Below are 25,141 nucleotides of genomic sequence, written 5' to 3'. Positions count from 1 at the left end.
TGCGCTAGGCGCTGCGCGCGGCATTGGATTGGATGTGTTGCCGCAACCAATCATCGACGCAATCTTGTGGCAGGGGGCGGCTGAGCCAATAACCTTGGATGACATTACACCCCATGTTGCCCAATTCCGCGGCCGTGTCTTGGTCTTCGACCCCTTCGGCGATGACGCAGAGACCCAGATCATTGCTCAACTCGATGATTTTGCGCACGATTTTTTGGCTGACAGGATCTGTTAGGATGTCTTTCACAAGGCTGCGGTCAACTTTGACGCCCGTGACATCAAGGGTCGCGAGGTGGGACAGGCCCGCGAATCCAACGCCGAAGTCATCAAGGTGGACATTAAATCCGGCGCTGCGCAAATCGCCGATAATTGCCGCATGGGAACTGGTTTCCTGCACTTCGCCGAAGTTGGTGGTTTCGAGAACCTCAATCGTGATGTCGGATCGGTGGATGTTGCCGGCTTCGACGCCCCAGATCAGCCGGTTGATGAATTCCGGGTGGGTCAAAAGTTCGGGCGAGGCGTTGAAGGCCATTTTGATGTCGGGAAATCCCGCCAGTGTCAGCCGCCGCTTTTCCTTGAGGGCTGCTGTCATGGAGAGTAAATCAAGGGCCCCCATCAAGCCCAGATCTTTGGCGAGAGGTAGGAAATGATCTGGCGGAATGATCCCGTCAATCGGGTGTTCCCAGCGCACCAGCGTTTCGAACCCGATCACCGCACCTGTCGCAAGGTCCATTGTCGGTTGGAAAAAATATTTCAGGGCGTCGGTGTCGACAACATCGATCAGTTCAGCTGACCGGCGGTTCAGGTAATTGTGCCGTTCGTGCATGTATTCATCGTAAAGAGCGACCCGATTGCGGCCTGCGCCTTTGGCTTCGTATAATGCGAAATCGGCCTGAACGAGGAGGTTTTCGGTGCCGTTTGCACCGCGCGAGGACAGGACCGCCCCTATGCTGGCTTCGCTTTGGAGGGTGCGATTTGTCCATTCAAAGGGTTCTGAAATGACGTCGATCAGATCGTTGGCCAGTTGTTGCAACTGATCATGCCGATTGATGCCAAGGCAAACCACGACAAATTCATCGCCCCCCACGCGGGCGACCAAGTCGCTGCTGCGAATGTGGGACCGCACGGCTGCGGCGGCGTGGATCAAGACAGCGTCGCCCGCAGAGTGACCGTGGGTGTCATTGATTGATTTGAAGTCGTCCATATCGATGTGCAGCAGGCCGACGTGGGGGTGGTCGGTATTGTTGAGCATGTTTTCGAAAAAGGACATGAACGCCGCGCGGTTGGGCACACCTGTAAGACTGTCGTGGCTGGCCTCATGCTCAAGCTCAAGCGAGAGGGTCCGCAGGGCTTTTTCCTGCTCAATCTGTTCGGTGATATCGCGGCACACTGCGATGGCATATTCGCGTCCGTTGCGCAGCGTTTTGAACGACACGCTGATCTGGTTCCAGAATAAATGCCCGTCTTTGTGTTGATTTTCAAAGAGTTGGAGTTTTGCGTAGCCAGGGTCATTGGTGTTGAACCGAAACGCGTCAATCACGTCTTTGGGGGGGCGATGTTCGGGCGGCGGGGCAAATTCGCGCGGATGACGGCCTAACATTTCTTCGCTGGTGCGGCCGTGAATGCGGCAATAGGCAGGATTGCACCATACGATGCGGCCGCGCATATCCTGAATAAGCAAGCCGTCGGATGCATTCTCGCTCGCCAAGCGGTGAATATCTGCTTCTTTGAGGATTTCACTAAGGCGATGCTGGGTTTTTTGCAGTTTGCCACGCATGCCTACCCGTTCCCAAAAATAAAGAACGAGGGCTGGTGACAAGAGCAGCACCAGTGCCAATAGTACCATTATGAAGCTGACAATCGTTTGCATTGGTCCGTTCAATCTGCACGCTGCATTCCCCTTAGAGGCAAACTGTATGACTTCGGTTAATGCCGGAAACTTTATGCACCGCTGCTTGTGAATTGCGTTTGACGGTGGCGGTGGGTAAGGAATTTGAATGTTACGTCATGGATTACCACAGGCGCGGGCCGGACAAGTTATTGGGGTGTTGGGCGGGTCGTTTGATCCGGCCCATGAGGGGCATGTGCATATCACCAAGGCCGCGTTGGAACGGTTCGGGTTGGACAGTGTCTGGTGGCTTGTCAGTCCGGGTAACCCGTTGAAATCCCGTGGACCTGCCCCGATGGCGGAACGTCTGGCAACCGCGCGCGCTGTCATGCAGCACCCGCGCGTCAAAGTGACGGATATCGAGGCGCGGTTGGGGACACGGTATACGGCGCAGACGATTGCAGCGTTGCAAATGGTGTATCCTGATGTGCGGTTTGTATGGCTGATGGGGGCGGATAATCTGGCGCAATTCCATCGCTGGCAGGACTGGCGAGAGATTATGGAGCGTGTGCCTGTTGGCGTGTTGGCGCGCCCAGGGGACAGGATTTCGGCACGCATGTCAAAGACGGCGCGGCTTTATCGCGAAAACCGCCTGATCGGGCGGGCGTCGCAGTTGTTGGGGCGCGCAGATGCGCCTATGTGGTCGTTTGTGAATTTGCCCATGTCAGCGTCGTCGTCTTCGGCGATCCGCGCGGCGGGGAACTGGGGGTAGGATGTCGATTACGGGTACACGCCGCGCGTTTGTTGGCGGGCTTTTGTCCAGTGTTGCGGGGGCGGCATTGGCAGAGGCACCGCTGGCGTCTTTGCGCCCGCGTGCACGAACGGTCGTCACACCGGTTTCAAGCGCGCCCGACGTCAGCCCGATCCCGCGCATTGCACCACGCGTGCGCGCCACGCTTGAACAGCTGATTGCCGCGGCGGATCTGGATGGCACAGTGGGCTGTGTTCTGGCGGACGCGAGCACGGGCGAGATTTTGGAAGCCGTAGACGGGGAGGTTTCGCTGCCCCCGGCGAGCGTCACCAAGGCGGTGAGCGCCCTTTATGCATTGGACACGTTGGGCGGCGCGTTTCGATTTGTGACGCGGGTTTTTGCGGTTGGTGCCATAAATGACGGTATTTTAGATGGCGATTTGATTTTGGCGGGGGGCGGTGACCCGACTTTGTCTGCGGATCATTTGGCAGACCTCGCGGTTGCGCTAAAGGACGTCGGTGTTGTGCGGGTAACGGGGCGGCTGCTGTGCTGGCGCGGCGCGCTGCCCTACGCAGAAGAGATCGAGCCGTCACAGTTGGACCATCTGGGATATAATCCTGCGGTCAGCGGGCTGAACCTGAATTACAACCGTGTGCATTTTGAATGGCGGCGGGTGAATGGCACGTGGCAAACAACGATGGATGCGCGCACGGATGAACGTGTGCCGCGGGTCAGCATGGCACGGGTGCGCATCGTGGATCGCGGATCGCCTGTTTTTGCCACGGATGCCCCGGATTCCTGGAGCGTGGCACGATCCGCGTTGGGCAATGGTGGATCGCGATGGATGCCCGTGCGCCAGCCGGCGCTGTATGCGGGGGATGTGTTTCAGACATTGGCGCGCGACGTCGGAATTACCCTTCCTGCGCCCGAAGTTGTTGATGATTTGCCCGAGGGCCGGATGGAGCTCGTGCAGCATGCCAGCCCGACGCTGCGCACGATCTTGCAGGAAATGCTGTTGTATTCCACGAACCTGACGGCTGAAATTTGCGGGCTGGCGGCGACGGAGGCCAAGTTCCGCACGTCATTGGAAATTGAGAATTCCGCCGCGCAGATGACCCGCTGGGTGGGTGAGACATATGGCGTTGAATGTGATTTCAAAGACCATTCAGGCCTGAGCGATGAAAACCGTATCAGTGCCAGCGCGATGGCGAAGTTGCTGTTGGCGGTTTACGGCGATGATGATCTGCGCCCGATCATGCGTCGCATCGCCATGCGGGATGCAGACAACAACCGGATTGAAAACTATCCCATTGAAGTTAGGGCAAAAACCGGAACGCTGAACTTTGTCAGCAGCCTTGCTGGATATGTCGAAACGTCAGACGGGTCTGATGTTGTTTTCGCGATTTTCGCCGCTGATCTGGAACGGCGTGCGCGGGGCAAAGCGGCTGGGGACGAAGTACCTGCGGGATCGATCGAATGGAACAGGCGCGCCAAGCGGTTGCAGCAGGTTTTGTTGCAGCGCTGGGGGCTGACATCACGCGACGACGGCCCGTTTTCCCAAGGGATCGACATTGACGCGCAGATTGACGAGGCGCAGTTGAACGATGCGCCGCGTGGTGGTGTATCGCTAGATGCGCTGGTGTCGGACTAAAGGGTCATGTGGCGCGCACGGGCCCCGCGTTCAATCGCGGCGGCGTGCAGGCGATCAATGTTCAATTCATACCGCATTTCTTCCAGCATCCGCAGTTCTGATTGCGCGATTTCACCGTCTGCGGCGGCCACATCACAGGCCAGCGCGTAGGCGGTTTCATTCAGCCGTTCTGGCAGCGTGTCGCGGATGAGGCCAAACAGTGCATCAAGGCCGTCTTCTTGATCGAACAGGTCGAACACGGTTTGGGACACGCGGGGCACATGATCGGCGTCATAGCTCGCGAAGACGGGCAGATTGTTGATGATATTCGTGATTTTGACGAGTTCGGCAGTGCGGATCATCTCATCGCTGGCGGATACGGCGATCATGACGGCGCACAGCGCGTCCTGGGCGGTGAGGGAAGGGGTGTCAGACATCAGATCGGCTCCTACTTGGTTACGTCACATTTATTGACGACATGGGCGCACTACAATAGGACGCGCGACATGCCGCACCATGGGGGTCGCGGCGATATAGATCGAGAGAAATCATGAGCAATTTGCGCGATGCGGGCATGACGTCCAAGGCTTGGCCATTTGTAGAGGCGCGCACGCTGCTCAAACGGGTTGAGAAATCCGGCAAGGATCATGTGTTGTTCGAAACGGGCTATGGCCCGTCCGGCCTGCCCCATATCGGCACGTTCGGTGAGGTCAGCCGCACAACGATGGTGCGCCGCGCGTTTGAGGTGATTTCCGATATCCCCACACGCCTGATCTGTTTTTCCGACGATCTGGACGGGATGCGTAAGGTGCCGAGCAACGTGCCCAACCCCGAGCGTCTTGAGCAGTACATGCAACTGCCGCTAACGTCTGTGCCTGATCCGTTCGATCAATTCGAAAGCTTTGGCCATCATAACAATGCAATGCTGCGCCGCTTTCTTGATACCTTCGGGTTCGAGTACGAGTTCATTTCGGGCAAGGAATATTACGAGAGCGGCGCGTTTGACGCCGTGCTTTTGCGTGCCGCTGAACGCTACGATGACGTTATGGCGGTGATGCTGAAGTCATTGCGCGAAGAACGCCAAGAGACCTATTCGATTTTTCTGCCCATGCACCCTGAATCGGGTCGCGTGATGTATGTGCCGATGAAATCTGTGGATGCGAAGGCCGGTACCGTGACGTTTGACGATGAAACGGGCAAGGAATGGACCGTCCCTGTGACGGGCGGCAACGTGAAATTGCAGTGGAAGCCTGATTTCGGTGCGCGCTGGGCATCGCTTGGCGTCGATTTTGAGATGTACGGCAAAGACCATTCCACCAACACGCCGATCTATGACCGCATCTGCGAGATTTTGGGCGGCAAAAAGCCTGAACATTTCAGCTATGAGCTGTTTCTTGACGACCAAGGCCACAAGATTTCCAAAACGTCCGGCAATGGTGTGTCGATTGACGAATGGCTGACCTATGCGAGCACGGAAAGCCTTTCGTATTTCATGTACCTCAAGCCGAAGACGGCCAAGCGGATGCATTTTGATGTGATCCCGAAGGCAGTAGATGAATACCACCAGCAGCTGCGCGCGTATCCGACGCAGGATGATGCGGGCAAACTGAACAATCCGGTGTTCCACATCCACGGTGAAAATGTACCAGCGTCCACGATGGTCGTGCCGTTTTCGATGCTGTTGAATTTGGCCTCCGTGTCGCAAGCAAGCGACAAAGATAAGCTGTGGAGCTTTATTCAGCGGTATGCGCCGGATGCATCGCCTGAAGGCAATCCCGATCTGGACGCCGCGGCAGGTTACGCCGTGCGGTATTACAAGGACTTTGTTGAGCCGCAAAAAGTGTTCCGCTTGCCCGATGAGCAAGAACGCGGTGCATTGCAGGCATTGGTTGCGGCGTTGAAATCCGAGGATGCGGCGCTGGCTGTTATTGCGCAAAAGAACGCGCAAGAGGGCAAGGATACCCCCCTGCCAGAGGTCAATTGGTCTGACGATGAATTCTTGCAATCCATCGTGTTCGCCGTTGGCAAAGTGCACGGGTTTGACCCGCTGCGCGCATGGTTCTCGTGCCTCTACGAGGTGCTATTGGGCGCCAAACAAGGGCCGCGCTTTGGCGGGTTCATCGCGCTGTATGGCGTAGAGGAATCTATCGCATTGATCGAACAGGGTTTGGCGGGCGAACTGGTCAACTAAGGCCCGATTTGAAACCGGAACGGGACTTTGCGCGTATCTGATATAGGATACGCGCAAGGAGCCCTGCCATGAAACGCCTTTTGTTGACTGTTTTGCTGATGCTGCCCCTTGGTGCACAGGCGCAAGACAACACGATTGAAACTGTCATCCGCGATCAGCTTTCGGCGTTTAATGAACGTGATGTGGATGGGGCGTGGGAACATGCCAGCCCGATGATCCAAGGCATGTTTCGCACCCCTGACAATTTCGCCCGCATGGTTGAAAACGGATATCCGATGGTGTGGGACAACAGCGATGTGCGGTTTTTGGATCGCACGGACATGACCAATACCACCCGCCAAGAAGTCCAGATCCAGGGACCGGACGGTTTGTTTTATATCCTTGATTATCAAATGATTGAGACGCCGGAAGGCTGGCAGATCAACGGCGTGCAAGTCATCCCCGCACCCGAGGTTTTTTCCTAACCTGTTGCGCAGCCATCGTGACGGTGCTGTCAGACCTCGTTTACCCAGACCATTTACCCCTTTGAGCCGGTGATCCGTGTGCGCACATCGCGGCGGGTCGGGATTTTGATGGGGTGGCCGAGGGTCGCCCCGCTTTTGAGGGGTTTACTACATGAACAAGGTCATTACCGACGGGCTGGTCCTGATGCCGCCACCATTTGTTGACGGTCTGGATGTGTGGTCCAGCGGCGACGGCACACCGGGGTCGGACACCTATGAAGGGTCAGGCAGTGGGGCGTTCGTGCCCGCAGATGCCGATTTTGCCGGCGCGCTTGAGATTGTGAAAACCAACAGCGTCACGACCCTGCGCTATATGGGCGAAACATCGATTCTGCCCGGGTGCTATCTGCGCGTGACGGCACGGGTAAAGGCCGTGGGCGGCGCGCTGCCGGATGTGCGCATCGCGGGTTGGGCCGGTACGGCAGGCGGATCTGAATTGACGGGCGTTGTGACGGTTGGCCCATCCGTTTCCCTGACCAGTTACGGTGATGTGGTTGAGGTGTCAGCCATCATCGGCACGGGCCAGCGCACGGGCGTTGATATGGTCTGGGCGGATGCGAATTACGGGCATATCGGGCTGGATTTGACGGGGCCGAATGGCGGGATCGTGCGCATTGATGATCTGGTGATCGAAGATGTGTCCGGTGTGTTTCTGCGCGACATGATCGGCCTGGTCGATGTGCGCGATTACGGCGCGATCGGGGACGGTGTCACCGACGATTCCGCAGCCTTCGAGGCGGCCGATGCCGATGCGGATGGCCGCGAGGTTCTGGTGTCTGAGGGCACGTATTTCCTTGGCGGGTCGGTCACGTTCAACAATCAGGTCCGGTTTCAGGGGACGGTCATCCAATCCAACGACTTCCGGATGATTTTCCAGAAGAACTTTGATTATCCGACTTATGTGGATGCGTTTGGCGACGAAGAAGTGGCGTTCAAAAAGGCGTTTCAGGCGCTTTTGAATTTTTCGGATCACGAAAGCCTTGATCTGGGGGGGCGGCGCATTTCGCTGTCGGGTCCGGTGGATATGCAGGCCGCTGTGGGCAACAAAACCAGCTTTGAAACCCGCCGCGCCATTCGCAATGGCCAGTTTCAACCGATTGACGGGCCGAATTGGGACAATGATGTGATTGTGGCCCAGGCGACCTATAGCGCGTCCAATTCCATCAAACTGACGAACGTTGCCAACATCAGTGCCATCGCCGTCGGGTCGCTTGTGACTGGCAACGGTGTCGGGCGCGAGATTTATGTGTCTGACGTGGACATCGCGACCAGCACCATCACCCTGAATGCGCAGTTGTTTGATGCCATCGGCACGCAGGAATTCACGTTCACGCGGTTCAAATACATGTTGGATTTCAGCGGCTTCACCAAGATGTCGGATATGATCCTTGATCACATCGAATTTGCCTGCGGGGGTGAATGCAGCGCTGTGATGTTGCCACCGAACGGTCTGGTGTTTCAGGTGCGCGACTGTAGTTTCGACAAGCCCAAGAACCGTGGGATGACCAGCCACGCCACTGGTTGCCAAGGCATGATCATTGACCGAAATATGTTTGTGTCCGACGAACAGGACATTGAATCGCGCAACCGGCAGTCTATCGCGTTCAACGTCAATGCGAACGATCCCAAAATTCGCAACAACCGCGGCGTCCGGTTCCGCCATTTCTGTGTGCTTCAGGGCAACGGCAATATCGTGGCCAACAACCACTGGTTCCAAGGGGACAATCAGGACGACGGGCCGCGCCTGTCGGGTATCGTGCTGACGTCGCCCAACTGTCTGACCACGCTGGTCGGCAACTACATCGATAACAATTATATCGAATGGACGAACGAGCATGACGCCACGCCCGAAGCGACAGGGTATTCGTTTGGCGGCCTGACCATCACCGGCAATATTTTTCTGGTGAGCGAGGTGACAACCGATTTTGCATGGATTGTCGTGAAACCCCATGGCACGGATCATGCCATTAACGGGCTAAACGTATCGGGCAATGTATTTCGCACCAATTCCGCGCGCGTGGGCCGTGTTGAAAAGATCGACACCACCTATGCCGATCTGCGGTTTGATCTGATGCGCAACATCATCTTTCAGGGCAATGCGTTCAACGGGATCGACCAGCCGACGCGCAATCCGCACGTGGACACCCACGAAGAAAGTTCCGTGGATCAGACGTGGACGATTGATACCGGTGGCTATCTGCCCTTCGGGGGCTGGGCGCGCACGATTGATGCGTTGGTCCCTGTTGAAGTTATTCGCAACGGGTCCAATCAAGCGGTGTTTGCGATGCCTTACGCAAGCCCTGTGAACGGGTCCAATTCGGATGCGTTCGACATTATTTGGCCCGAACCCGTGAAGGGTGAAATCCGCTATTCGGCGCGGATGGACAATCCTGCATAGATGAAGATTGGGGCGCCTTCGGGTGCCCCTTTTGTTACGTCAAATCATTCGGGCCGAGGTGAAATGCACGCCCAAATCCACCGTTGAGAAAGGCATTGCGAACCTGCAGCCGTTTCACCCGGAAATCGGAAAAATCGATATAGAGCTTTGATTTCGGGTGCAATTCCAACCACGTATCGCGCACCGTGGCCTTATCCGCAGGCTTGGCGTCACATTGCAGTGTTATGCGCGGATGGGTAAGGGGATCGCCCTTCGAATGTAGTTCCGCGATCAATAACGAACAGGCGGAATTTTTTGACAAAGCCTTGGTGTGCAACGACAAATCCGAAATCAGGATATGCGGCGCGCCCATTATCCATGAAACCGCGACGCGGCTAACGAGGGGCGTGTTTGTATCGGGGTCAATCACCCCCAAGGCGCCGTAGCTTGCCTGTGTCAGCAGGGATTTGGCCAGCGCGCGGGCCTGTGCATCTGTCGGGCGAATGGGGTCTGTCATTGTCTTAGCCCAAACGCATTTCTGTAGATGATCCGCCGCGTGTCATGACGTTGCGGGCACCCCTGACGGGCAGTCTCGAAAGGCGCGCACGGCTGGTGCGGCATCTGTCAGGGTGAAATCGACGGTGGTGGCGCCGGTCGTGGCAAAACCGTCTGCGTTGAATTCCAAACCGTCCAACACATTGCCAAAGCCGCTGTCGCGCACGCTCAGCGTTGCGCCGTCGCCGCTAAGGCGGTGTTGGGTTGTTCCGATCTGACCGTTGCGCCCACCTAGGAACCCTATTTGAAAGGCAGGTGGTTCCCCCCATGTGCCTGTGCGCAGTGTGATGAACAGCGCGTATTCCGGCAGCGCGGCGTCATAGGTGATCGCGATTTCGGCGTCTGTTGTCTGGTGGGTCAGCGTGCAAATCGGGTCGGCTGAAAACTCCCACGCGGCGGCAGGAAGGGGGAGTGTTAGTAGGGCGAGGATCAAACGCATGATTTCAATGTAGCGGATCGCGCGCGGAAGGGTAGGGTGGGGCAATCAGAAATTGGAGAACCCCATGACACAGACCCCGAATGACCTCGTGACTGCCGCCAAAACAACCGTGCCTGATATCTCTGCCGAGGACGCGATGGCGTTGCATGGTCAGGACGGCGTGGTGTTTTTGGACGTGCGCGAACCCGGTGAGGTTGCGGGCGGGAAGGTGGCAGGTGCCGTGGCGATCCCGCGCGGCGTGCTAGAATTTCAAATGCAAGCCTTGGAGGGCGCCAAAACCGTAGTGGTCTATTGCGCCGCTGGTGGGCGAGCGGCGCTGGCGGGCGCGACTTTGAAGGCGCTCGGGTTTGAGGACGTGCGTAACGCAGGCGGGTTCAAGGACTGGGTTGAGGCTGGTGGTGTGGTGGAGTGAAACAAGTCCCCTTCTGACGGTTGTCCGTTAGACTTAGGTTGTCTTCGCAGCGATTAATTCTTAATAATCTTTTCAGAATTTGTAAAAACAGAGTTAAATTTCTGTTATATTTGCTTAGTGTTCGTTGAATGTTCGGCATTGTTTTATATTTTGTTGAAGGGGAGAGCGTTTATGGATGGTGCCACTGAGCAGATTACAGCTGTAGAAGAAGAAGCGGTTCGATCCTACGCGGAACGTTTGATGTATAGGATGCATCTAACCAAAGGGGCGCGGTTCCAAGCTGCTCGTCGGCACAAACGAAGAGCGATTGCGTCAACATGGGCGGTGACGGCTCTTTCGCTCTATGTTTTTTCATCAACAAGTTACTTGGCCGTCTACGACGTCGCTGGGGCGCCCAACGTTGAAAAACCGCTGATTTTGATGTCCATTGTTATGTCTGCATTCATTATTGCATTTACCGTTCTCGAACAGGGCAAGAAGCATGATCTCAAAGCAGAACTCTTTTTGAGATGCGCACAGGGCGTGCAGGAACTTCATGACCGCCTTGATTTCGTTCACCGTACGGGGGCTCATGTAACCGGTGAGATCGAGAGCACCGTTCGAAAATACAACGAATTGCTCAATTCATTTTCGGAGAACCATTCGGAGACCGATTTTCGTACGTTTCGAATAAATATCGGCAAACACAAAGGTGAGATCTCTTTTTCTGTTTGGCATGCGGTCAAATACTGGCTGGACTGCTGGGTAATTCTTCTATGCGCAGTCGTTGTCCCTCCAACGGTCTTTGCATGGGTTGTATATTTCTCTGTTTTGACACCTCATAAGTCAGGGTAACTTAACCACCCCGTTTCTTCCTCGGCTTCACACCACCCCTTTGCCCCGGTCGGCCTGCCGTCGATCGCCCCGCCATTTTCTCGCTTTCCTTCACGGCTTTATCCACCTGATATTGGCGCGCCATGGGGTCGTCGGACACAACGAGGTCCACGGTTTCGAGGCGTTTGACCTCGTCGCGAAGGCGGGCGGCTTCTTCGAATTCCAAATTCTCGGCGGCTTTGCGCATGTCGGTGCGTAGGCCATCCAACACGGCGGCCAGATTGGCGCCTGCGTGTTTGTCGACTTTGGCGGTGACGCGGTTCATGTCGACGTCGCCTTTGTAAAGACCGGCGAGGATATCCTCGACGTTCTTTTTCACTGTCGCGGGCGTGATGCCGTGTTTTTCATTGTATGCGATCTGGCGCGCGCGGCGGCGATCGGTTTCGCCCATGGCGCGTTCCATCGATCCGGTGATGCGGTCGGCGTACATGATGACGCGGCCATCGGCGTTACGGGCCGCACGCCCGATGGTTTGGATGAGCGAGGTTTCGGAGCGCAAAAAGCCCTCTTTGTCGGCGTCCAAAATGGCAACCAGTCCACATTCGGGGATGTCCAATCCTTCGCGCAACAGGTTGATCCCGATCAGCACATCAAACGCGCCAAGGCGCAGATCGCGCAGGATTTCAATGCGTTCGATCGTATCGATGTCAGAGTGCATGTAGCGCACTTTGATGCCGTTTTCGTGCAGATATTCGGTGAGGTCTTCGGCCATGCGTTTGGTCAATGTGGTGACCAACGTGCGGAACCCTTGGGCCGTCACATGGCGAATTTCATCCATGACATCATCGACTTGCGTGTCTACGGGGCGAATTTCGATGATCGGGTCAAGCAGCCCTGTTGGGCGGATGATCTGTTCGGTGAACACACCGCCTGTCTGTTCGAGCTCCCACGATGCGGGGGTGGCGGATACGAAAACGGATTGGGGGCGCATGGCGTCCCATTCTTCGAACTTCAGGGGGCGGTTGTCCATGCAGGACGGCAGGCGGAACCCGTGTTCGGCCAGTGTCATTTTGCGTCGGAAGTCGCCCTTATACATGCCGCCGATTTGGGGCACGGACACGTGGGATTCATCGGCGAACACTATCGCATTGTCGGGAATGAATTCGAACAATGTGGGGGGTGGTTCACCCGGTGCGCGGCCCGTCAGGTAGCGGGAATAGTTTTCGATGCCGTTGCACACGCCCGTCGCCTCAAGCATCTCAAGGTCGAAATTACAGCGTTGCTCAAGACGCTGGGCCTCAAGCAGTTTGCCTTCGGCGACCAGTTGATCCAGCCGCATGCGCAGTTCTTTTTTGATGCCGACGATCGCTTGGTTCATCGTTGGTTTCGGCGTGACGTAGTGGGAATTCGCGTAGACGCGGACCTTTTCGAAGGTGTCGGTTTTTTCGCCCGTCAGAGGGTCAAATTCCGTGATGGTTTCGAGTTCTTCGCCAAAAAACGACAGTTTCCAAGCACGATCATCCAAGTGGGCGGGCCAGATTTCGAGTGAATCGCCACGCACACGGAATGTGCCGCGCTGGAATGCTTGGTCGTTGCGTTTGTAGGCCTGCGCGATGAGGTCGGCCATGATGGCGCGCTGGTCATAGGATTCCCCAACGTGGATGTCTTGCGTCATCGCGCCGTAAGTTTCGACGCTGCCGATGCCGTAGATGCATGACACGGAGGCCACGATGATCACGTCATCGCGTTCCAGCAGGGCACGGGTGGCAGAGTGGCGCATCCGGTCGATCTGTTCGTTGATCTGGGATTCTTTTTCGATGAACGTGTCAGAGCGCGCGACGTAGGCTTCTGGCTGGTAGTAGTCATAGAAAGACACGAAATATTCGACGGCTGCGTCGGGGAAAAACCCTTTGAATTCGCCATATAGCTGCGCGGCGAGGGTTTTATTAGGCGCAAGGATGATCGCGGGGCGCTGCGTTTCCTCGATCATTTTGGCCATGGTAAAGGTTTTACCGGTGCCCGTTGCGCCCAGCAAAACCTGGTCGCGTTCACCCTGACGGATGCCTTCGGACAATTCTTTGATGGCTGTGGGCTGATCGCCGGCGGGTTCGAATTCGGTGCTCAGCACAAACGCGCGGCCGCCTTCCAGCTTTTCACGGGTTTTTACATCCGGCGCGGGATTGGCGAGGAATTGTTCAGCTTCGGATTTGTCGGTTTGGGCGTATGGCATGGATGCTCCTGTCACGGGGTAATGTGACACCGATCGCAGGGTCTTCAAAGGGGCATGCTGACAAGGTTATGTCAGCAGACTGGCCTAATGCGCGATTGGTCTGGCCATTGCGCCGTACATTGACAGGGCCTTGCCCGAAATTATGCCGGATCTGACGATGTCAGGAAGAACGGGCCTGAGGGTGTGCAATTGTCGTTTGGTCAAAGCGCGCAGGGCATGTGGACCGGGATAAAAGCTTTCGGCGGCGATGCCGTTGGCGAAAATAATTTGATGGGAGTCAAACATCAGGTGCAGGTAGGTCACGGATTTCCGGCCATTGGCGATGCGCATACGCGACCTTGCCCGCCCCGCAAGCTTTGCGGATCGCATCAGCGATCCACCCTTCGTCACCAAGGCATGCTGGCGGGACACCAAGGTATCAATGTGGGCGCCAAGAACGCCTTGGGGGATCAGAACGGGGCGCAATTTGGGCTGTGTTATCAATTGCAACCGCGTGACGTGGCGCTTGCCGATCCAGACGATTTTCTGGGGGCCATTGTCCGCCGTAACGACACAATCCCCGACCAACAGATCAAGGATCGGAGTTTGGCCGTTGGGCGTTAAAATATAGGTGCTGGCATCAAAACAAACGGTGGAACTGTTGGCGATGTTAAAAAAGCCGTTGCCGTCTTCGATTGTGCCCGCGTCAATCCCACCGCTGCCGTCATAATCTATGTCCGTGTGGTGGTCGAAAACTGTAGACGTCTGGTTGCCGATATTGCTGCCGGGGGCGACGAACAGGGAATTGAGGTTGGGTGCGCCCGGGTCGGACGAGGTTAGAATGTTGGCATTGAACTGGATATATTCATCGCCAATTCTGTCCGTGGAATCCTGAACAGCGGCAGTCTGGCCGGCGTTTTGAGGGGTATAGGTATAGATCGGTGTTCCGGCGATGTAGTCAGCCTCGCTCGCGTAGACGGTGATGCCGGTGAACGCTGTCGATGTGCTGAATTCGCCGTTGGTCGCGACGTTGATGACCTCGAATTCGATGATGTAGCCGTCGGGAAACGGGGATGTGCCGCTGGTGACGGTGATCTGACCCGCGCCATCCTGCCCGAGTGAGCTGTTCGTCGCGACATTGGCATTCTGAACAATATCAGCGCCCTGTGCGACGAAGCTCGCCATTTTATTATGATCCCTTCGCCAATTTAGGGCGTGAATCGCACAGCCTTTCACCGCTGATGGAACATAGAAGTGTAGAAAGTATGTTGAGTGAGTAGAAAATTTAGATCGTGATCCGCTTGCATGGCGGGCCGAAAATGCCGATATAGCGAACACATCAAGGGAGCCCGCCATGCGCGCACGTATTTATCAACCAGCCCGTACTGCAATGTCATCTGGCACGGCCAAGACAAAGCATTGGGTGCTGGAATTTGCGCAAACATCCGCGCGTGAGGTTGATCCGTTGATGGGGTGGACGTCGTCGTCAGACACGCAAACGCAGGTAAAGATGTCGTTCGACACCAAAGAGGCCGCACTTGAATATGCTGCCGACAATGGCATTGAGGCGACCGTGCAGGAACCGAAAAAGCGCGGCGTCAACATTCGCGCGGGTGGCTACGGTGAGAATTTTGCGACCAACCGCCGCGGTGCCTGGACGCACTGAACACAGTTGCGCGCAACACCCTGCGTCAGCGCTTGCACGACCCCGCGCGACATCGTTAGAAGGTCAGCAGCGGTCCGGTAGCTCAACTGGATAGAGCACCTGACTTCTAATCAGGATGTTGAGGGTTCGAGTCCTTCCCGGATCGCCATTTATCACAACCAGTTTCGTTTTATTCTGACGCGGGCGCAGTTATGGTCTGTGCTGTGGCAATGCACGCCGATCCTGGATGAAAGAACACTGATGAACGCCCTTACCGACCCGAACCAGTTTTTGCGTGATTTGTTTGCGGCGGCCGTGGCGCGGGCGGATCCGATGTTGTGTGTGCCGCGCGCGTTGCCCGCCAAACCCGCAGGCCGTGTGGTGGTGTTGGGGGCCGGTAAGGCATCCGCACGCATGGCAGAGGCTATTGAGGCCGCATGGGGGCCGTGTGAGGGGTTCGTGATCACCCGCTATGGATATGGCCGCCCGTGTGAAGGCATAAAAATCGTAGAGGCATCCCACCCTGTCCCCGACCAAGCAGGCATTGATGCCACGCAACGGTTGCTTGAGATCGCGAAAGGTTTGGGGGCGGACGACACTGTTGTGATGCTCATTTCTGGTGGCGGTTCCGCGCTGTTGTGCGCCCCTGCGGACGGGCTGACATTGGAAGACAAACAATCGCTGAGCGCGGCAATGTTGGCGTCCGGCATGCCCATCGGGGATATCAACGGCATCCGCAAGGAATTGTCAGCCGTGAAGGGTGGGCGGTTGGCGGCGGCGGTGCATCCGGCGAAATTGCACGCGCTGCTGATTTCGGATGTGCCGGGGGATGATCCGAGCGACATCGCAAGCGGACCGACGGTGGGCCATGCAGGCCACGCTGATCTGGCCATCGCGACATTGGCAAAGTGGAAGGTTGAGGCCCCCGATGCGGTGAACGCCTATTTGGCACGCGGCGGTGATCCTTTGGCTGTGGACGATCCGCGGTTGGCGGGGGTGGTGAACACAATCATCGCAGCCCCGTCGCAGTCTTTGGCGGCGGCTGCGGAACTGGCCGAGGGGCTAGGCGTCGAAGTGCGCATGCTGGGCGACGCCATTGAAGGTGAGGCGCGGGATTTGGCTGTGTCGCAGGCGGCCATGGCGGTTGAGGTTGCCAAACAGCGCCTGCCGCATCCTGTGCTGTTGTTGTCGGGCGGCGAATGTACGGTCACGCGGACGGGTGACGGCATCGGTGGGCCGAACGCAGAATTCACATTGGCGGCGGCGATCGCGCTGAAAGGCCACCCTAAAATACATGTTATGGCGGGGGACACAGACGGCGTTGATGGCGCAGCAGAAGTCGCAGGCGCCATCGCAGACCCCACGACATTGGCGCTGGCCGAAGCGATGGAGGTGTCGGCGGACGGCGCATTGGCGCGCAACGATGCGCACGGTTTCTTTGGCAAGATCGGAATGCAGGTTGTGACAGGACCAACCATGACGAACGTCAACGATTTTCGCGCTTTGCTGGTCCTGCCATGATGCGGTGGGTCAAACGAATTGGGACGGCGATTGGGCTGATCTGCGCGCTCTTTATCACGATGGTTGCGTGTAATTCTTTGCCCCAACCTGTGCAGGATCGCGACGCCGGCGCGCTGCGGGTGGCGACGTATAATGTGCATTATATCTGGCTCGGGCGTGACACGGGCGATTGGTCTGTTGGCGATTGGGAACGCCGCAAGGGGCCGCTGCAATCGGCGTTCCGGTCTTTGGATGCCGATGTCGTCGGTTTTCAAGAGATGGAGAGTTTCGGGCGCGGCATGGCACCAGCCAACCTGACGCTGGACTGGTTGATTGATCAAAACCCCGATTACCGCGTGGCGGCTGTGGGCGACCCTGCCGATTTCCCATCCACCCAGCCGGTTTTCTACCGCGCTGATCGCCTTACGTTGCGCGACGAGGGGTGGTTCTTTTTCAGCGATACGCCTGATGTGATCTATTCGCGCACGTTCAACGGGTCCTGGCCCGCGTTTACGTCTTGGGCGGAATTTAGTGACCGCAACGGCACCGTTTTCCGCGTCTATAATCTTCATACGGAATATCGCAGTGCGTCGAACCGCAAGCTGTCTGCGGCATTGGTGGCAGAACGGATCGCAGAGCCTGCGACGCGCATGCCGGTTTTCGTCATTGGTGATTTCAACGCGATCCGCGGGTCCACGACGCTGGGTATTCTTGAGGACGTTGGCGTGACGTTCTGGCCTGTGCAGGGATCGACGTTCCATTTCAATCGCGGGCTGAACCTGTTTCCCGCCATTGACCACATCGGTGGGACGGATGGCATTGCGCCGCTCGGTGAAACGTTTTCGGTGCGGGGGCGGTTTGACGGGGAATGGGCGACGGATCACTACCCCGTTGTCGGTGATTTCATGGTGCGTCAGCCATAAATCAGATGCGTGATGTGGTAGAACACGGGCGCTGCAAAAATCACAGAATCGAGCTGGTCCGTGAACCCGCCTTGGCCGGGGATCAGGTGTGACCAGTCTTTGACGCCGCGATCCCGTTTGATGGCGGCGAACACGAGGTTGCCAAACATGCCGACGGTGGACGCAAGCGCGGCCATCGCCATCGCCATACCGACCCCGAATGGCGTCAACCACGCGAGCAATCCGCCCGCAAGGGCAGCGCAGACAACCCCGCAGGCCATGCCTTCCCATGTCTTGGCGGACAGTTTCGGGATGATGCGGGTTTTGCCGATGCGACGGCCAAAAAAGAAATCAAGAAGATCGCCGATTTGTACGACCATAATCAGGAAGACGATCAGCAATATGCCGCGATCTGCGGGGTAGCCTTCGACGTCAATCATCAGCAATGCGGGCACGTGGGACATGCAGAACACAGCGATCATCAGCGCCCACTGGGTTTCCGCGACACGGATCAGGAACCTGTCCGCATTGCCGCGCAGGGCGGACACGATGGGCAGCATCAAAAACGCATAGACGGGGATGAAAACCGTATAAAGCGCCTGCCAGCCAAGGCCCACAAACAGGTATTGCAGCGGCAACACGACAAAAAAGCCGAGCGCGAGGGCAAGATGATCGGCCTGTCGTTTGTTCGTCAGCGTCAGAAATTCACGCAATGCCGCAAAAGACGCGAAAGCAAACAGAACAATAATGCCGATTTTGCCCGCGATCAGGGCCAGCGTGAACAAGATCACCATGCCCCACCAGCTGCGCACGCGGGTCATAAAGGTTTCAACAACGGGGTTGTTGACGTCCGTGCGTGCGCGCAGGACTTCGCCGAAAATTGACAACAACGTCATCAATCCGCACACGCCAATGGCCAGCCATAGAATTTCCGCGTTGGTGGATGTCATAGCCGATCCTCCTGCGAGGGGGCGAGCCCGACAAGCGCATCTGACGCGCGTTTCAAAAAGTCGTCCTTTGCCTCTGTGTCGCCCACGTGGATCGGTTCGCCGAAGGTGACTGTGCAAATCAGAGGCAGGGGGATGACCTCGCCCTTGGGCATGATTTCGGTGACATTGGCGATCCATGTGGGCACAAGATCCACATCCGGGCGCGCCTTACCCATATTATAAAGCCCTGATTTGAAGGGCAAAAGCGGGTCTTCCGTCATGTTGCGGTTGCCTTCGGGGAAAATGATCAGGGATGATCCGGCATCCAGCGCATCAAGGATATTTTGCATCGGGTCATGGCCGTCTGTCCGCGCCTCGGGGCGGCGATCCACCAGCACGCAATTGAAAACTTCGGGGCCGACGAAGGCGCGCAGTTTGTTTTTCAACCAGTAATCGGCGGCAGCGACCGGGCGCACATCACGGCGCAGGTTGGGCGGCAGGCACGACCAGATCATCGGCATATCGGCATTGCTGACGTGGTTGGCAAAATAGACCCGCTGTTTGTTGATCGGTTCAATCCCCTGCCAGTTCGCGCGCACAGCGGTCAGGAAACGCACCAATAGCGAAATAGCGAGGCCGACCAATTTGGCGGCGGCGCGACGGGGGAGGGACAGGATCGATTTCATCTGGGTGATCTTGGCTGACGTTTGAGGGATTGGAAAGGGTGCGCCCCGCCTCCCTAGGGACAGGAAAGAAGCGGGGCGCTTTGCCGTGAGCGGCAAGGGTGATGTTGGTTTAAGCGGCGTCTTTGTGGTCTTCGCCACCAACATATTCGGCCAAAAGGCGTTCATTGCGGGCTTCTTCGACACGGCTGATTCGGTCATCGGCAAGGCGTTCGTCAAAGCGCAGTTTCACGAAATTCACCAAAGCGAGGGTGAGCAGCAGGATGCCGATTCCCCAGTATCCTTTGGTCGCCAGCGGCACGTCCGGGGACATATAAAGGGACAGTCCAAGCATGCCGTAGGCGATAACGACTGCGATGCCGTTGAAGAAAATGATCAGGCCGTTGTCGGATTTGTTGAAGTTGTTCATCGGTTTATTCCTTTTGAAATTGGTTGGTTAAGCGGATTTCTTTTTCTTCAGGCGGCCCAGAACATCGTCTGCCGTGGTGCGGGTTGATGCGCCAAAGCCGTTGTCGGCCATGCGATCGGCAAGGGTTTCATGGCCAAGGTCGCGGTCGATCTCTCGCAGGATTTCGGACTGCTCGAACGGGTCGTCACGGCCCATGACACGGGTGATCAATTCTTCGGCTTCTTGTGTGTTGGACGTATGCCCGATCGTCGAATTCAGCTTGGTCTGGATCGCCTGTTCACGGCGCACGGCGCGGGCCTGAATGGCACCTTGTTTCAGATCGATTATGCGGCGGTGGCCGGCCTCGATTGAATTGCGCAGGCGGATGACCTTTTGATCAAGGCGATCACAGGTTTCGTTGCGGATGGTTAGTTCGTTTTCCATGCTCGCGACGGCCTGCGCGGCCTCGGTTGCCAAATCATCGCGGTCCTGATCCATCGCGCTTTGGGCGCGCGACATCATATCCTTGATGCGGTTTTTCAAGGTGTCGCGTTGGCGGACCTCGCTGCGCTGGCGCTGGATCAGAGAGGCGAGGGTGGCCTTGGCGGCCTTCAGGGATTGTTCGGCCTCGCGGATTTTCTGATCAATCAGTTCAATGGCAAAGGCATCGCGAACGCGGTCTTCGGAGCGTGCGTTGACCCCTGCAATGAGGGTTGAAAGTGTCTTGAACATATCGCTTCCTTTCATGTGTCGTGGTTCACGTTGTATTGTGAACGTCGTTCATGAATTAGAGATAGCGAGCTAAGTTCGTTTGTTCAAGATATTTTTTGAACAATGTTCACGAAATTGAGATTTAGGAAGCTAAGTGGCTGAGAATAAGGGAAATCATTTCATCCAGCTGCGCCGCCGGAACCCCTGCTGACGCCTCGTCCAAGCCCAAAAGAACGATTCCATGTACGCTGGAAAACAGCGCTTTGGTCAAAAGGGCGCGTTTTTCGGCGTCGTGGTCGGGGAATAAAACGGACAGCGGGGCGTCGATATAGGCGAACAGTTGGCCCATTTCCTGAAGATACCAATCGGGGGCGGCTTGGCCTGCGGGGCGTTCGATATCAAACAGCGCGCGCCATGTGTTGAAGTTTTCGGCGGCAAAACGGTGGTAGGCGTGTGACATCACGATCAATTGCTCGGTCGCGTCCTGTGGTGCGTCGGCGAGGGCTTCGGCGACTTGTGCCCCCAGCGCGTGAAAGGAGCGGGCGTTTACGGCAAGGACCAGATCATTCAAATCGCCAAAGACATTATAGATAGCCCCCAGCGCGCAGCCCGCGTCTTTGGCAAGATCACGCGCGCGCAGGTTTTTCAGCCCGTCGGTTTCGATACGCTGTTCGGCGTGTTGGATCAGGGCATCGCGTAGAGCGGCGCGCCGTGCTTGGACTTTTCCGGCCATGGGATATCCTTTGAACTTTGTTCAAGAATAGCGAGGATCGAGCATGAGGAAAAGATGGAATTGAGTTTTTGGCCTAGATGAAGGGGCGGTCAGGATTGATCTTTAACCGGGGCGCCGCCTGCAAACAGGTTGGGCGCGTGATAGCTGATGGGATCGCTTTGCATTTCGAGGTGCAGGCCTGTGTCTGTGTAGGGGTGCGCGCGGGCAAGGGCCTCGTCTACGTCGATGCCGAGTCCGGGGGCGGCTGGCACCGGAATGTAGCCGTTTTCAATTGTAATTGACGATTTTATCAGCGCGTCATGGAACGGGGTTTCGATGGTTTCGGCCATCAGGATGTTGGGCAGCGTCGCGGCGAGCTGGATGTTGGCGGCCCATTCGATGGGGCCTGCATAAAGATGCGGGGCGACTTGAGCGTTGTAGACTTCGGCCAATGTTGCGATTTTTTTCGTTTCCCAGATACCGCCCGAGCGGCCCAGGGCGGGTTGCAGGATTGTGGCGGCGCCGGCGCGCAGAACGGTGGCGAATTCGGCCTTTGTGGTCAGGCGTTCGCCTGTGGCGACGGGGATGCGCACGGCGCTGGCGACCTTTGCCATTTCTGCCACGGCATCAGGTGGAATGGGTTCTTCGTACCACAGGGGGCTGAAGCGTTCGAGGGCTTGGCCCATGCGGATCGCGCCGCCCGTTGAAAACTGCCCGTGGGTGCCAAACAGCAAATCGGCGTTCGGGCCGACAGCGTCGCGGATGGTTTGGCAAAAGGCGATGGATGTTTCGATGTCGTGTAGCGATGGCATGTGGCCGCTGCGGATTGTGTAGGGGCCTGCCGGGTCGAACTTCAGGGCCGTATACCCCTGATTTACAAGGGAAATTGCGACGTCTGCGGCCATTTCGGCGCTGGCCCAAAAATCAGGTAGGGGATGGTGTTTTTGCGGATAGAGGTAGGTATACGCGCGGATTTTGTCGTTTAGCCGCCCGCCGATGAGGGCATGGACAGGGCGATCGCGGTCTTTGCCAAGGATATCCCAACAGGCAATTTCAAGGCCGCTGAACGCGCCCATCACCGTTAAATCAGGGCGCTGGGTGAAGCCGCTGGAATAGGCACGGCGAAACATAAGTTCAATGTTTTCAGGGTTTTCGTCCTGCATGTGACGTTCGAACACGTCCTTGATCACGGCGGTCATCGCGTTCGGGCCGACGCTGCTGGCGTAACATTCACCCCAACCAGTGATGCCTGTGTCTGTCGTGACTTTGACCAGTATCCAGTACCTGCCACCCCACCCCGGGGCGGGGGGGGCTGTCACGATGATGTCGAGGTCCTGAAGTTTCATGATCTGTCCAATCGGGCGTATGGGTCTGGTATGGGTTGGGTATGGGTCCGGTATGGGCGTTTTATGGGCTGACGGGGCTGTTTTTGCTAACCCTTTGATGACGCGCCGTTTTCGCCGGATGGGTCAAAAAACGATGACGTTGCGTTTGGCGGCGCCTGTTTTGGTATCGTCAATCGCGTCGTTGATCTGATCGAGGGACCATGTGCCGGAGATCAGTTCGTCCAATTTCAGGCGGCCCTGTTTGTACAGATCAACCATCCACGGGATATCGCGTTTGATCACGACGTCGCCCATTTTGGACCCGATCATGCCCTGACCTGCAGCGGCGAAATTTGCGGCCTCGTATTGCGAGAACGCGCCGGATGCGGGCATGCCGACCATCACAATGTTGCCCCCCTTGGCGAGGTATTTGGGGGCTTGGTCATACACAGGCGCGATGCCAACAGTGACCAGAACCGCATCTGCGCCACGGCCCATTGCGGCCTTGGCGTCACGCCACGGGGCGTCGGTGCTGGCGAGGACAGCATCGGTGGCCCCGAATTCGCGCGCGATGTCGAGTTTGCTTGGTTCCATATCGACGGCGACGATGCGGCGTGCGCCCGCGATTTTTGCGCCTTGGATCGCGTTCAGGCCGACACCGCCCGCGCCAATCACGACAACGTCTTGACCGGGGCGGACTTTGGCGGCGTTTACCACAGCACCGATGCCGGTGATGACGCCACATGCGAGGAGGGATGCGGCCTCCATTGTTATCCCGTCGGGGAGGGTCACGACCTGAGAGGCGTCCACGACGACCTTTTCGGCGAACCCGCCGCACGCCATCGCCTGGTGGAGTTTTCCGCCGTCGGCAGTTTTGATCGGGCCATGGTCGCCCTCATATCCTTCTTCGCAGTTGGTGGGCCGCGCGGAGGCGCAGGACGGGCAGGTGCCGCAAGACCGGATCAGCGTGACGACGACTTTGTCGCCGATTTTGACGTCCTTGGTGTTGGGGCCGATGGCGGTGACGGTGCCTGCGGCCTCGTGCCCGTAGACCGCTGGCAATGATCCGCCCCAAGCGCCGCTGGCGTAGGTGATGTCAGAGTGGCAGATCGCGCAGGCCGCGAGGGTGACTTCGACTTCGGCGTCTTGGGGTGCGCGGATGTCGATGTTTTCGATAACGAAGGGCTGGCCGAATTCATGGCAAACGGCTGCTTTGATGGTGGGCATGGGCGATCTCGATTCATGTGTTTTGTCGAGCGTGGCGGTGGGGCTGGCCCGGCGCAAGTTCGAAAACGACAGGTTTTGTCGTTTAGATCGCCACCTGCCGTTTGCGGCCCAGAAAGACAACCATGCATAGGATCATCAGGCCTGCCGACAGGGCAAACGCCGCACCGGGGAAGTAGATGCCTGTGTCGTTGGTGAAGGCGTAGAAGGCTTGTGTCATCACGATGGGTGAAAAGATCATCGCGATGGATTTGGCGGATGCTATCACGCCTTGGAGTTCGCCCTGTTGATCGTCGCCCGCACGTTGCGACATCAACCCTTGCAGGGCTGGCGTGACGACCGCGCCCAGTGCGGTGAGGGGGATGAACGCAAGTGCGACCCAGCCGTTTGTGATCATGGTGAGCATCACGAACGCGAGGAAGTTGAAGGTGATGCCATAGACGATCGTGCCGCGTTCGCCGAACCGTTTGAGGGCAAAGCGGATCAGGCCGCCCTGCACGATTGCGATGCCGATGCCGAACAGCGCAAGGGAGGCGCCGACCATGCCGGGGGACCAGCCAAAAGCCTCTTTGGTGAAGAAAGCCCATGTGGCGGGGTACACGATGAAGGCGAATTCATACAAGAACACGAGGAAGATCAGGCGGCGCACGCCGTCCAGTTGGCCCAGTGCCTTGAACGCGCCAAAGGGGTTCGCGCGGCGCCACAGGAACGGGCGGCGGATTCGGTCGGTCACGGTTTCGGGGAGCACGTAGTAGCCGAAGATCAGGTTCACAGCGCCAAGGGCGGCGGCGGCATAGAACGGTGCGCGGGTGCCGTATTCGCCCAGCAGGCCGCCGATCACCGGGCCGAGCACGAAGCCAAGGCCGAACGCCGCACCAATCAGCCCGAAGTTCGCGGATTTTTCCTCGGGTTTGGAAATGTCGGCGATGAAGGCAGAGGCGGTGGATTGCGTGGCCGCCGTGATGCCGCCAATCACGCGGGTGACGAACAGCAGCCAGATGGTACCGGCGACGGCCATCACGAGGTAGTCGATTGTCATCACCAGCAGCGAAATCAGCAGGACCGGGCGGCGGCCAAACCGATCTGACAGCGACCCGAGGATGGGGCCGAAAATGAACTGCATCACGGCAAAGGTCGTTGCGAGGATACCGCCCCAAAGGGCCGCATCACCGATGGTGCCGCCCTCTACCTCGACGATAAGATCGGGCATGACGGGCAGGATCAGACCGATGCCCATGGCATCAAGGGTCAGCGTGATCAGAATAAAGGTGAAGGCGCGTTTGCGCGATGCCGGATCCATGGGCGGACCGTGCGGCGATAGGGGGGCAACTGCAAGCCCTCGGGTGACATAATTTGCAGTTGCGTGCGGGTGGGTGCAGAATATGGTTCGGCCCAGTCATTTAGGGACCAGTAT

At 57.4% G+C, this 25,141-nt stretch carries 24 protein-coding genes and 1 tRNA gene; 11 read left to right on the top strand and 14 right to left on the bottom strand.

The window, feature by feature from the left end; translation table 11 throughout:
* Positions 1–4: 4 nt before the first annotated feature.
* On the bottom strand, positions 5–1,846 hold the full coding sequence (locus L0664_RS07385; RefSeq protein ID WP_235225012.1) for a putative bifunctional diguanylate cyclase/phosphodiesterase: 1,842 nt from the start codon (positions 1,844–1,846) through the stop codon (positions 5–7).
* A 151-nt stretch (positions 1,847–1,997) separates the two neighbouring features.
* Here L0664_RS07385 and L0664_RS07380 point away from each other — a divergent pair, with 151 nt between their 5' ends.
* Positions 1,998–2,600 carry a nicotinate-nucleotide adenylyltransferase gene (locus L0664_RS07380; protein WP_235225011.1) on the top strand — a complete coding sequence of 201 codons (603 nt, stop codon included), beginning with the start codon at positions 1,998–2,000 and terminating at the stop codon, positions 2,598–2,600.
* A gap of 1 nt (position 2,601) precedes the next feature.
* Positions 2,602–4,230, top strand: coding sequence for a D-alanyl-D-alanine carboxypeptidase/D-alanyl-D-alanine endopeptidase (gene dacB, locus L0664_RS07375; RefSeq protein ID WP_235225010.1), 1,629 nt, complete (start codon positions 2,602–2,604; stop codon positions 4,228–4,230).
* On the opposite strand, the gene L0664_RS07370 is transcribed toward dacB, so the two are convergent.
* On the bottom strand, positions 4,227–4,646 hold the full coding sequence (locus L0664_RS07370) for a tellurite resistance TerB family protein (RefSeq protein WP_235225009.1): 420 nt from the start codon (positions 4,644–4,646) through the stop codon (positions 4,227–4,229). The genes dacB and L0664_RS07370 overlap by 4 nt on opposite strands.
* A gap of 113 nt (positions 4,647–4,759) precedes the next feature.
* Between L0664_RS07370 and L0664_RS07365 the strand changes: the two genes are divergently transcribed.
* The 3 genes from L0664_RS07365 to L0664_RS07355 all read left to right on the top strand — a co-directional run bounded on the left by L0664_RS07365 (position 4,760) and on the right by L0664_RS07355 (position 9,301).
* On the top strand, positions 4,760–6,400 hold the full coding sequence (locus L0664_RS07365) for a lysine--tRNA ligase (protein ID WP_235225008.1): 1,641 nt from the start codon (positions 4,760–4,762) through the stop codon (positions 6,398–6,400).
* A gap of 68 nt (positions 6,401–6,468) precedes the next feature.
* Entirely contained in the window at positions 6,469–6,864 is a 396-nt protein-coding gene (locus L0664_RS07360) for a DUF4864 domain-containing protein (RefSeq protein WP_235225007.1), read from the top strand.
* Positions 6,865–7,015: 151 nt separating this feature from the next.
* Positions 7,016–9,301 carry a glycosyl hydrolase family 28-related protein gene (locus tag L0664_RS07355; protein WP_235225006.1) on the top strand — a complete coding sequence of 762 codons (2,286 nt, stop codon included), beginning with the start codon at positions 7,016–7,018 and terminating at the stop codon, positions 9,299–9,301.
* A 34-nt stretch (positions 9,302–9,335) separates the two neighbouring features.
* On the opposite strand, the gene L0664_RS07350 is transcribed toward L0664_RS07355, so the two are convergent.
* Positions 9,336–9,797, bottom strand: coding sequence for a HugZ family pyridoxamine 5'-phosphate oxidase (locus L0664_RS07350; protein WP_235225005.1), 462 nt, complete (start codon positions 9,795–9,797; stop codon positions 9,336–9,338).
* A gap of 42 nt (positions 9,798–9,839) precedes the next feature.
* Positions 9,840–10,274 carry an excinuclease ABC subunit B gene (locus L0664_RS07345; RefSeq protein WP_235225004.1) on the bottom strand — a complete coding sequence of 145 codons (435 nt, stop codon included), beginning with the start codon at positions 10,272–10,274 and terminating at the stop codon, positions 9,840–9,842.
* Between the two features lie 64 nt (positions 10,275–10,338).
* On the opposite strand from L0664_RS07345, the gene L0664_RS07340 reads away from it, so the two are divergent.
* Both L0664_RS07340 and L0664_RS07335 read left to right on the top strand, forming a co-directional pair.
* A complete protein-coding gene (locus L0664_RS07340) occupies positions 10,339–10,686 on the top strand; it encodes a rhodanese-like domain-containing protein (protein ID WP_235225003.1) in 348 nt (115 codons plus the stop codon).
* A 171-nt stretch (positions 10,687–10,857) separates the two neighbouring features.
* Positions 10,858–11,520: an SLATT domain-containing protein gene (locus L0664_RS07335; RefSeq protein WP_235225002.1), complete on the top strand. Its 663-nt coding sequence runs from the start codon at positions 10,858–10,860 to the stop codon at positions 11,518–11,520.
* Between the two features lies 1 nt (position 11,521).
* Here the strand turns inward: L0664_RS07335 and uvrB are convergent, their stop codons facing one another.
* Both uvrB and L0664_RS07325 read right to left on the bottom strand, forming a co-directional pair.
* The gene (gene uvrB / locus L0664_RS07330; protein ID WP_235225001.1) at positions 11,522–13,729 is read right to left on the bottom strand and encodes an excinuclease ABC subunit UvrB; all 2,208 of its coding nucleotides are present in this window, start codon (positions 13,727–13,729) and stop codon (positions 11,522–11,524) included.
* A gap of 84 nt (positions 13,730–13,813) precedes the next feature.
* Positions 13,814–14,893 (bottom strand): Hint domain-containing protein, encoded by a 1,080-nt coding sequence (locus tag L0664_RS07325; protein WP_235225000.1) that lies wholly within the window; start codon positions 14,891–14,893, stop codon positions 13,814–13,816.
* 169 nt (positions 14,894–15,062) lie between these two features.
* Here L0664_RS07325 and L0664_RS07320 point away from each other — a divergent pair, with 169 nt between their 5' ends.
* The 4 genes from L0664_RS07320 to L0664_RS07305 all read left to right on the top strand — a co-directional run bounded on the left by L0664_RS07320 (position 15,063) and on the right by L0664_RS07305 (position 17,776).
* Positions 15,063–15,374 (top strand): ETC complex I subunit, encoded by a 312-nt coding sequence (locus L0664_RS07320; protein ID WP_235224999.1) that lies wholly within the window; start codon positions 15,063–15,065, stop codon positions 15,372–15,374.
* A gap of 71 nt (positions 15,375–15,445) precedes the next feature.
* Positions 15,446–15,522: transfer RNA gene (locus L0664_RS07315), tRNA-Arg, on the top strand.
* Positions 15,523–15,614: 92 nt separating this feature from the next.
* Complete coding sequence (locus tag L0664_RS07310) at positions 15,615–16,874, top strand: glycerate kinase type-2 family protein (protein ID WP_235224998.1); 1,260 nt, start codon at positions 15,615–15,617, stop codon at positions 16,872–16,874.
* A 59-nt stretch (positions 16,875–16,933) separates the two neighbouring features.
* Positions 16,934–17,776: an endonuclease/exonuclease/phosphatase family protein gene (locus tag L0664_RS07305; protein WP_235224997.1), complete on the top strand. Its 843-nt coding sequence runs from the start codon at positions 16,934–16,936 to the stop codon at positions 17,774–17,776.
* On the opposite strand, the gene L0664_RS07300 is transcribed toward L0664_RS07305, so the two are convergent.
* From L0664_RS07300 to L0664_RS07265, 8 genes are all read right to left on the bottom strand, one after another.
* The gene (locus tag L0664_RS07300) at positions 17,767–18,705 is read right to left on the bottom strand and encodes a phosphatidate cytidylyltransferase (protein WP_235224996.1); all 939 of its coding nucleotides are present in this window, start codon (positions 18,703–18,705) and stop codon (positions 17,767–17,769) included. The genes L0664_RS07305 and L0664_RS07300 overlap by 10 nt on opposite strands.
* Positions 18,702–19,370, bottom strand: coding sequence for a lysophospholipid acyltransferase family protein (locus tag L0664_RS07295; RefSeq protein ID WP_235224995.1), 669 nt, complete (start codon positions 19,368–19,370; stop codon positions 18,702–18,704). Before L0664_RS07295 ends, L0664_RS07300 begins: the two co-directional genes overlap by 4 nt.
* A gap of 109 nt (positions 19,371–19,479) precedes the next feature.
* Positions 19,480–19,776: a hypothetical protein gene (locus L0664_RS07290; protein WP_235224994.1), complete on the bottom strand. Its 297-nt coding sequence runs from the start codon at positions 19,774–19,776 to the stop codon at positions 19,480–19,482.
* A gap of 27 nt (positions 19,777–19,803) precedes the next feature.
* Positions 19,804–20,487: a PspA/IM30 family protein gene (locus L0664_RS07285; RefSeq protein WP_235224993.1), complete on the bottom strand. Its 684-nt coding sequence runs from the start codon at positions 20,485–20,487 to the stop codon at positions 19,804–19,806.
* A 121-nt stretch (positions 20,488–20,608) separates the two neighbouring features.
* Positions 20,609–21,199 (bottom strand): TetR/AcrR family transcriptional regulator, encoded by a 591-nt coding sequence (locus L0664_RS07280; protein WP_235224992.1) that lies wholly within the window; start codon positions 21,197–21,199, stop codon positions 20,609–20,611.
* Between the two features lie 89 nt (positions 21,200–21,288).
* The gene (locus L0664_RS07275; protein WP_235224991.1) at positions 21,289–22,524 is read right to left on the bottom strand and encodes a mandelate racemase/muconate lactonizing enzyme family protein; all 1,236 of its coding nucleotides are present in this window, start codon (positions 22,522–22,524) and stop codon (positions 21,289–21,291) included.
* A 123-nt stretch (positions 22,525–22,647) separates the two neighbouring features.
* Positions 22,648–23,730 (bottom strand): Zn-dependent alcohol dehydrogenase, encoded by a 1,083-nt coding sequence (locus L0664_RS07270; RefSeq protein ID WP_235224990.1) that lies wholly within the window; start codon positions 23,728–23,730, stop codon positions 22,648–22,650.
* A gap of 82 nt (positions 23,731–23,812) precedes the next feature.
* Positions 23,813–25,027: a TCR/Tet family MFS transporter gene (locus L0664_RS07265; RefSeq protein WP_235224989.1), complete on the bottom strand. Its 1,215-nt coding sequence runs from the start codon at positions 25,025–25,027 to the stop codon at positions 23,813–23,815.
* Positions 25,028–25,141 lie beyond the last annotated feature (114 nt).

Source organism: Octadecabacter dasysiphoniae (genome assembly GCF_021532615.1).
GTDB lineage: Bacteria > Pseudomonadota > Alphaproteobacteria > Rhodobacterales > Rhodobacteraceae > Octadecabacter > Octadecabacter dasysiphoniae.
This window is presented reverse-complemented; position numbering and strand designations above follow the sequence as displayed.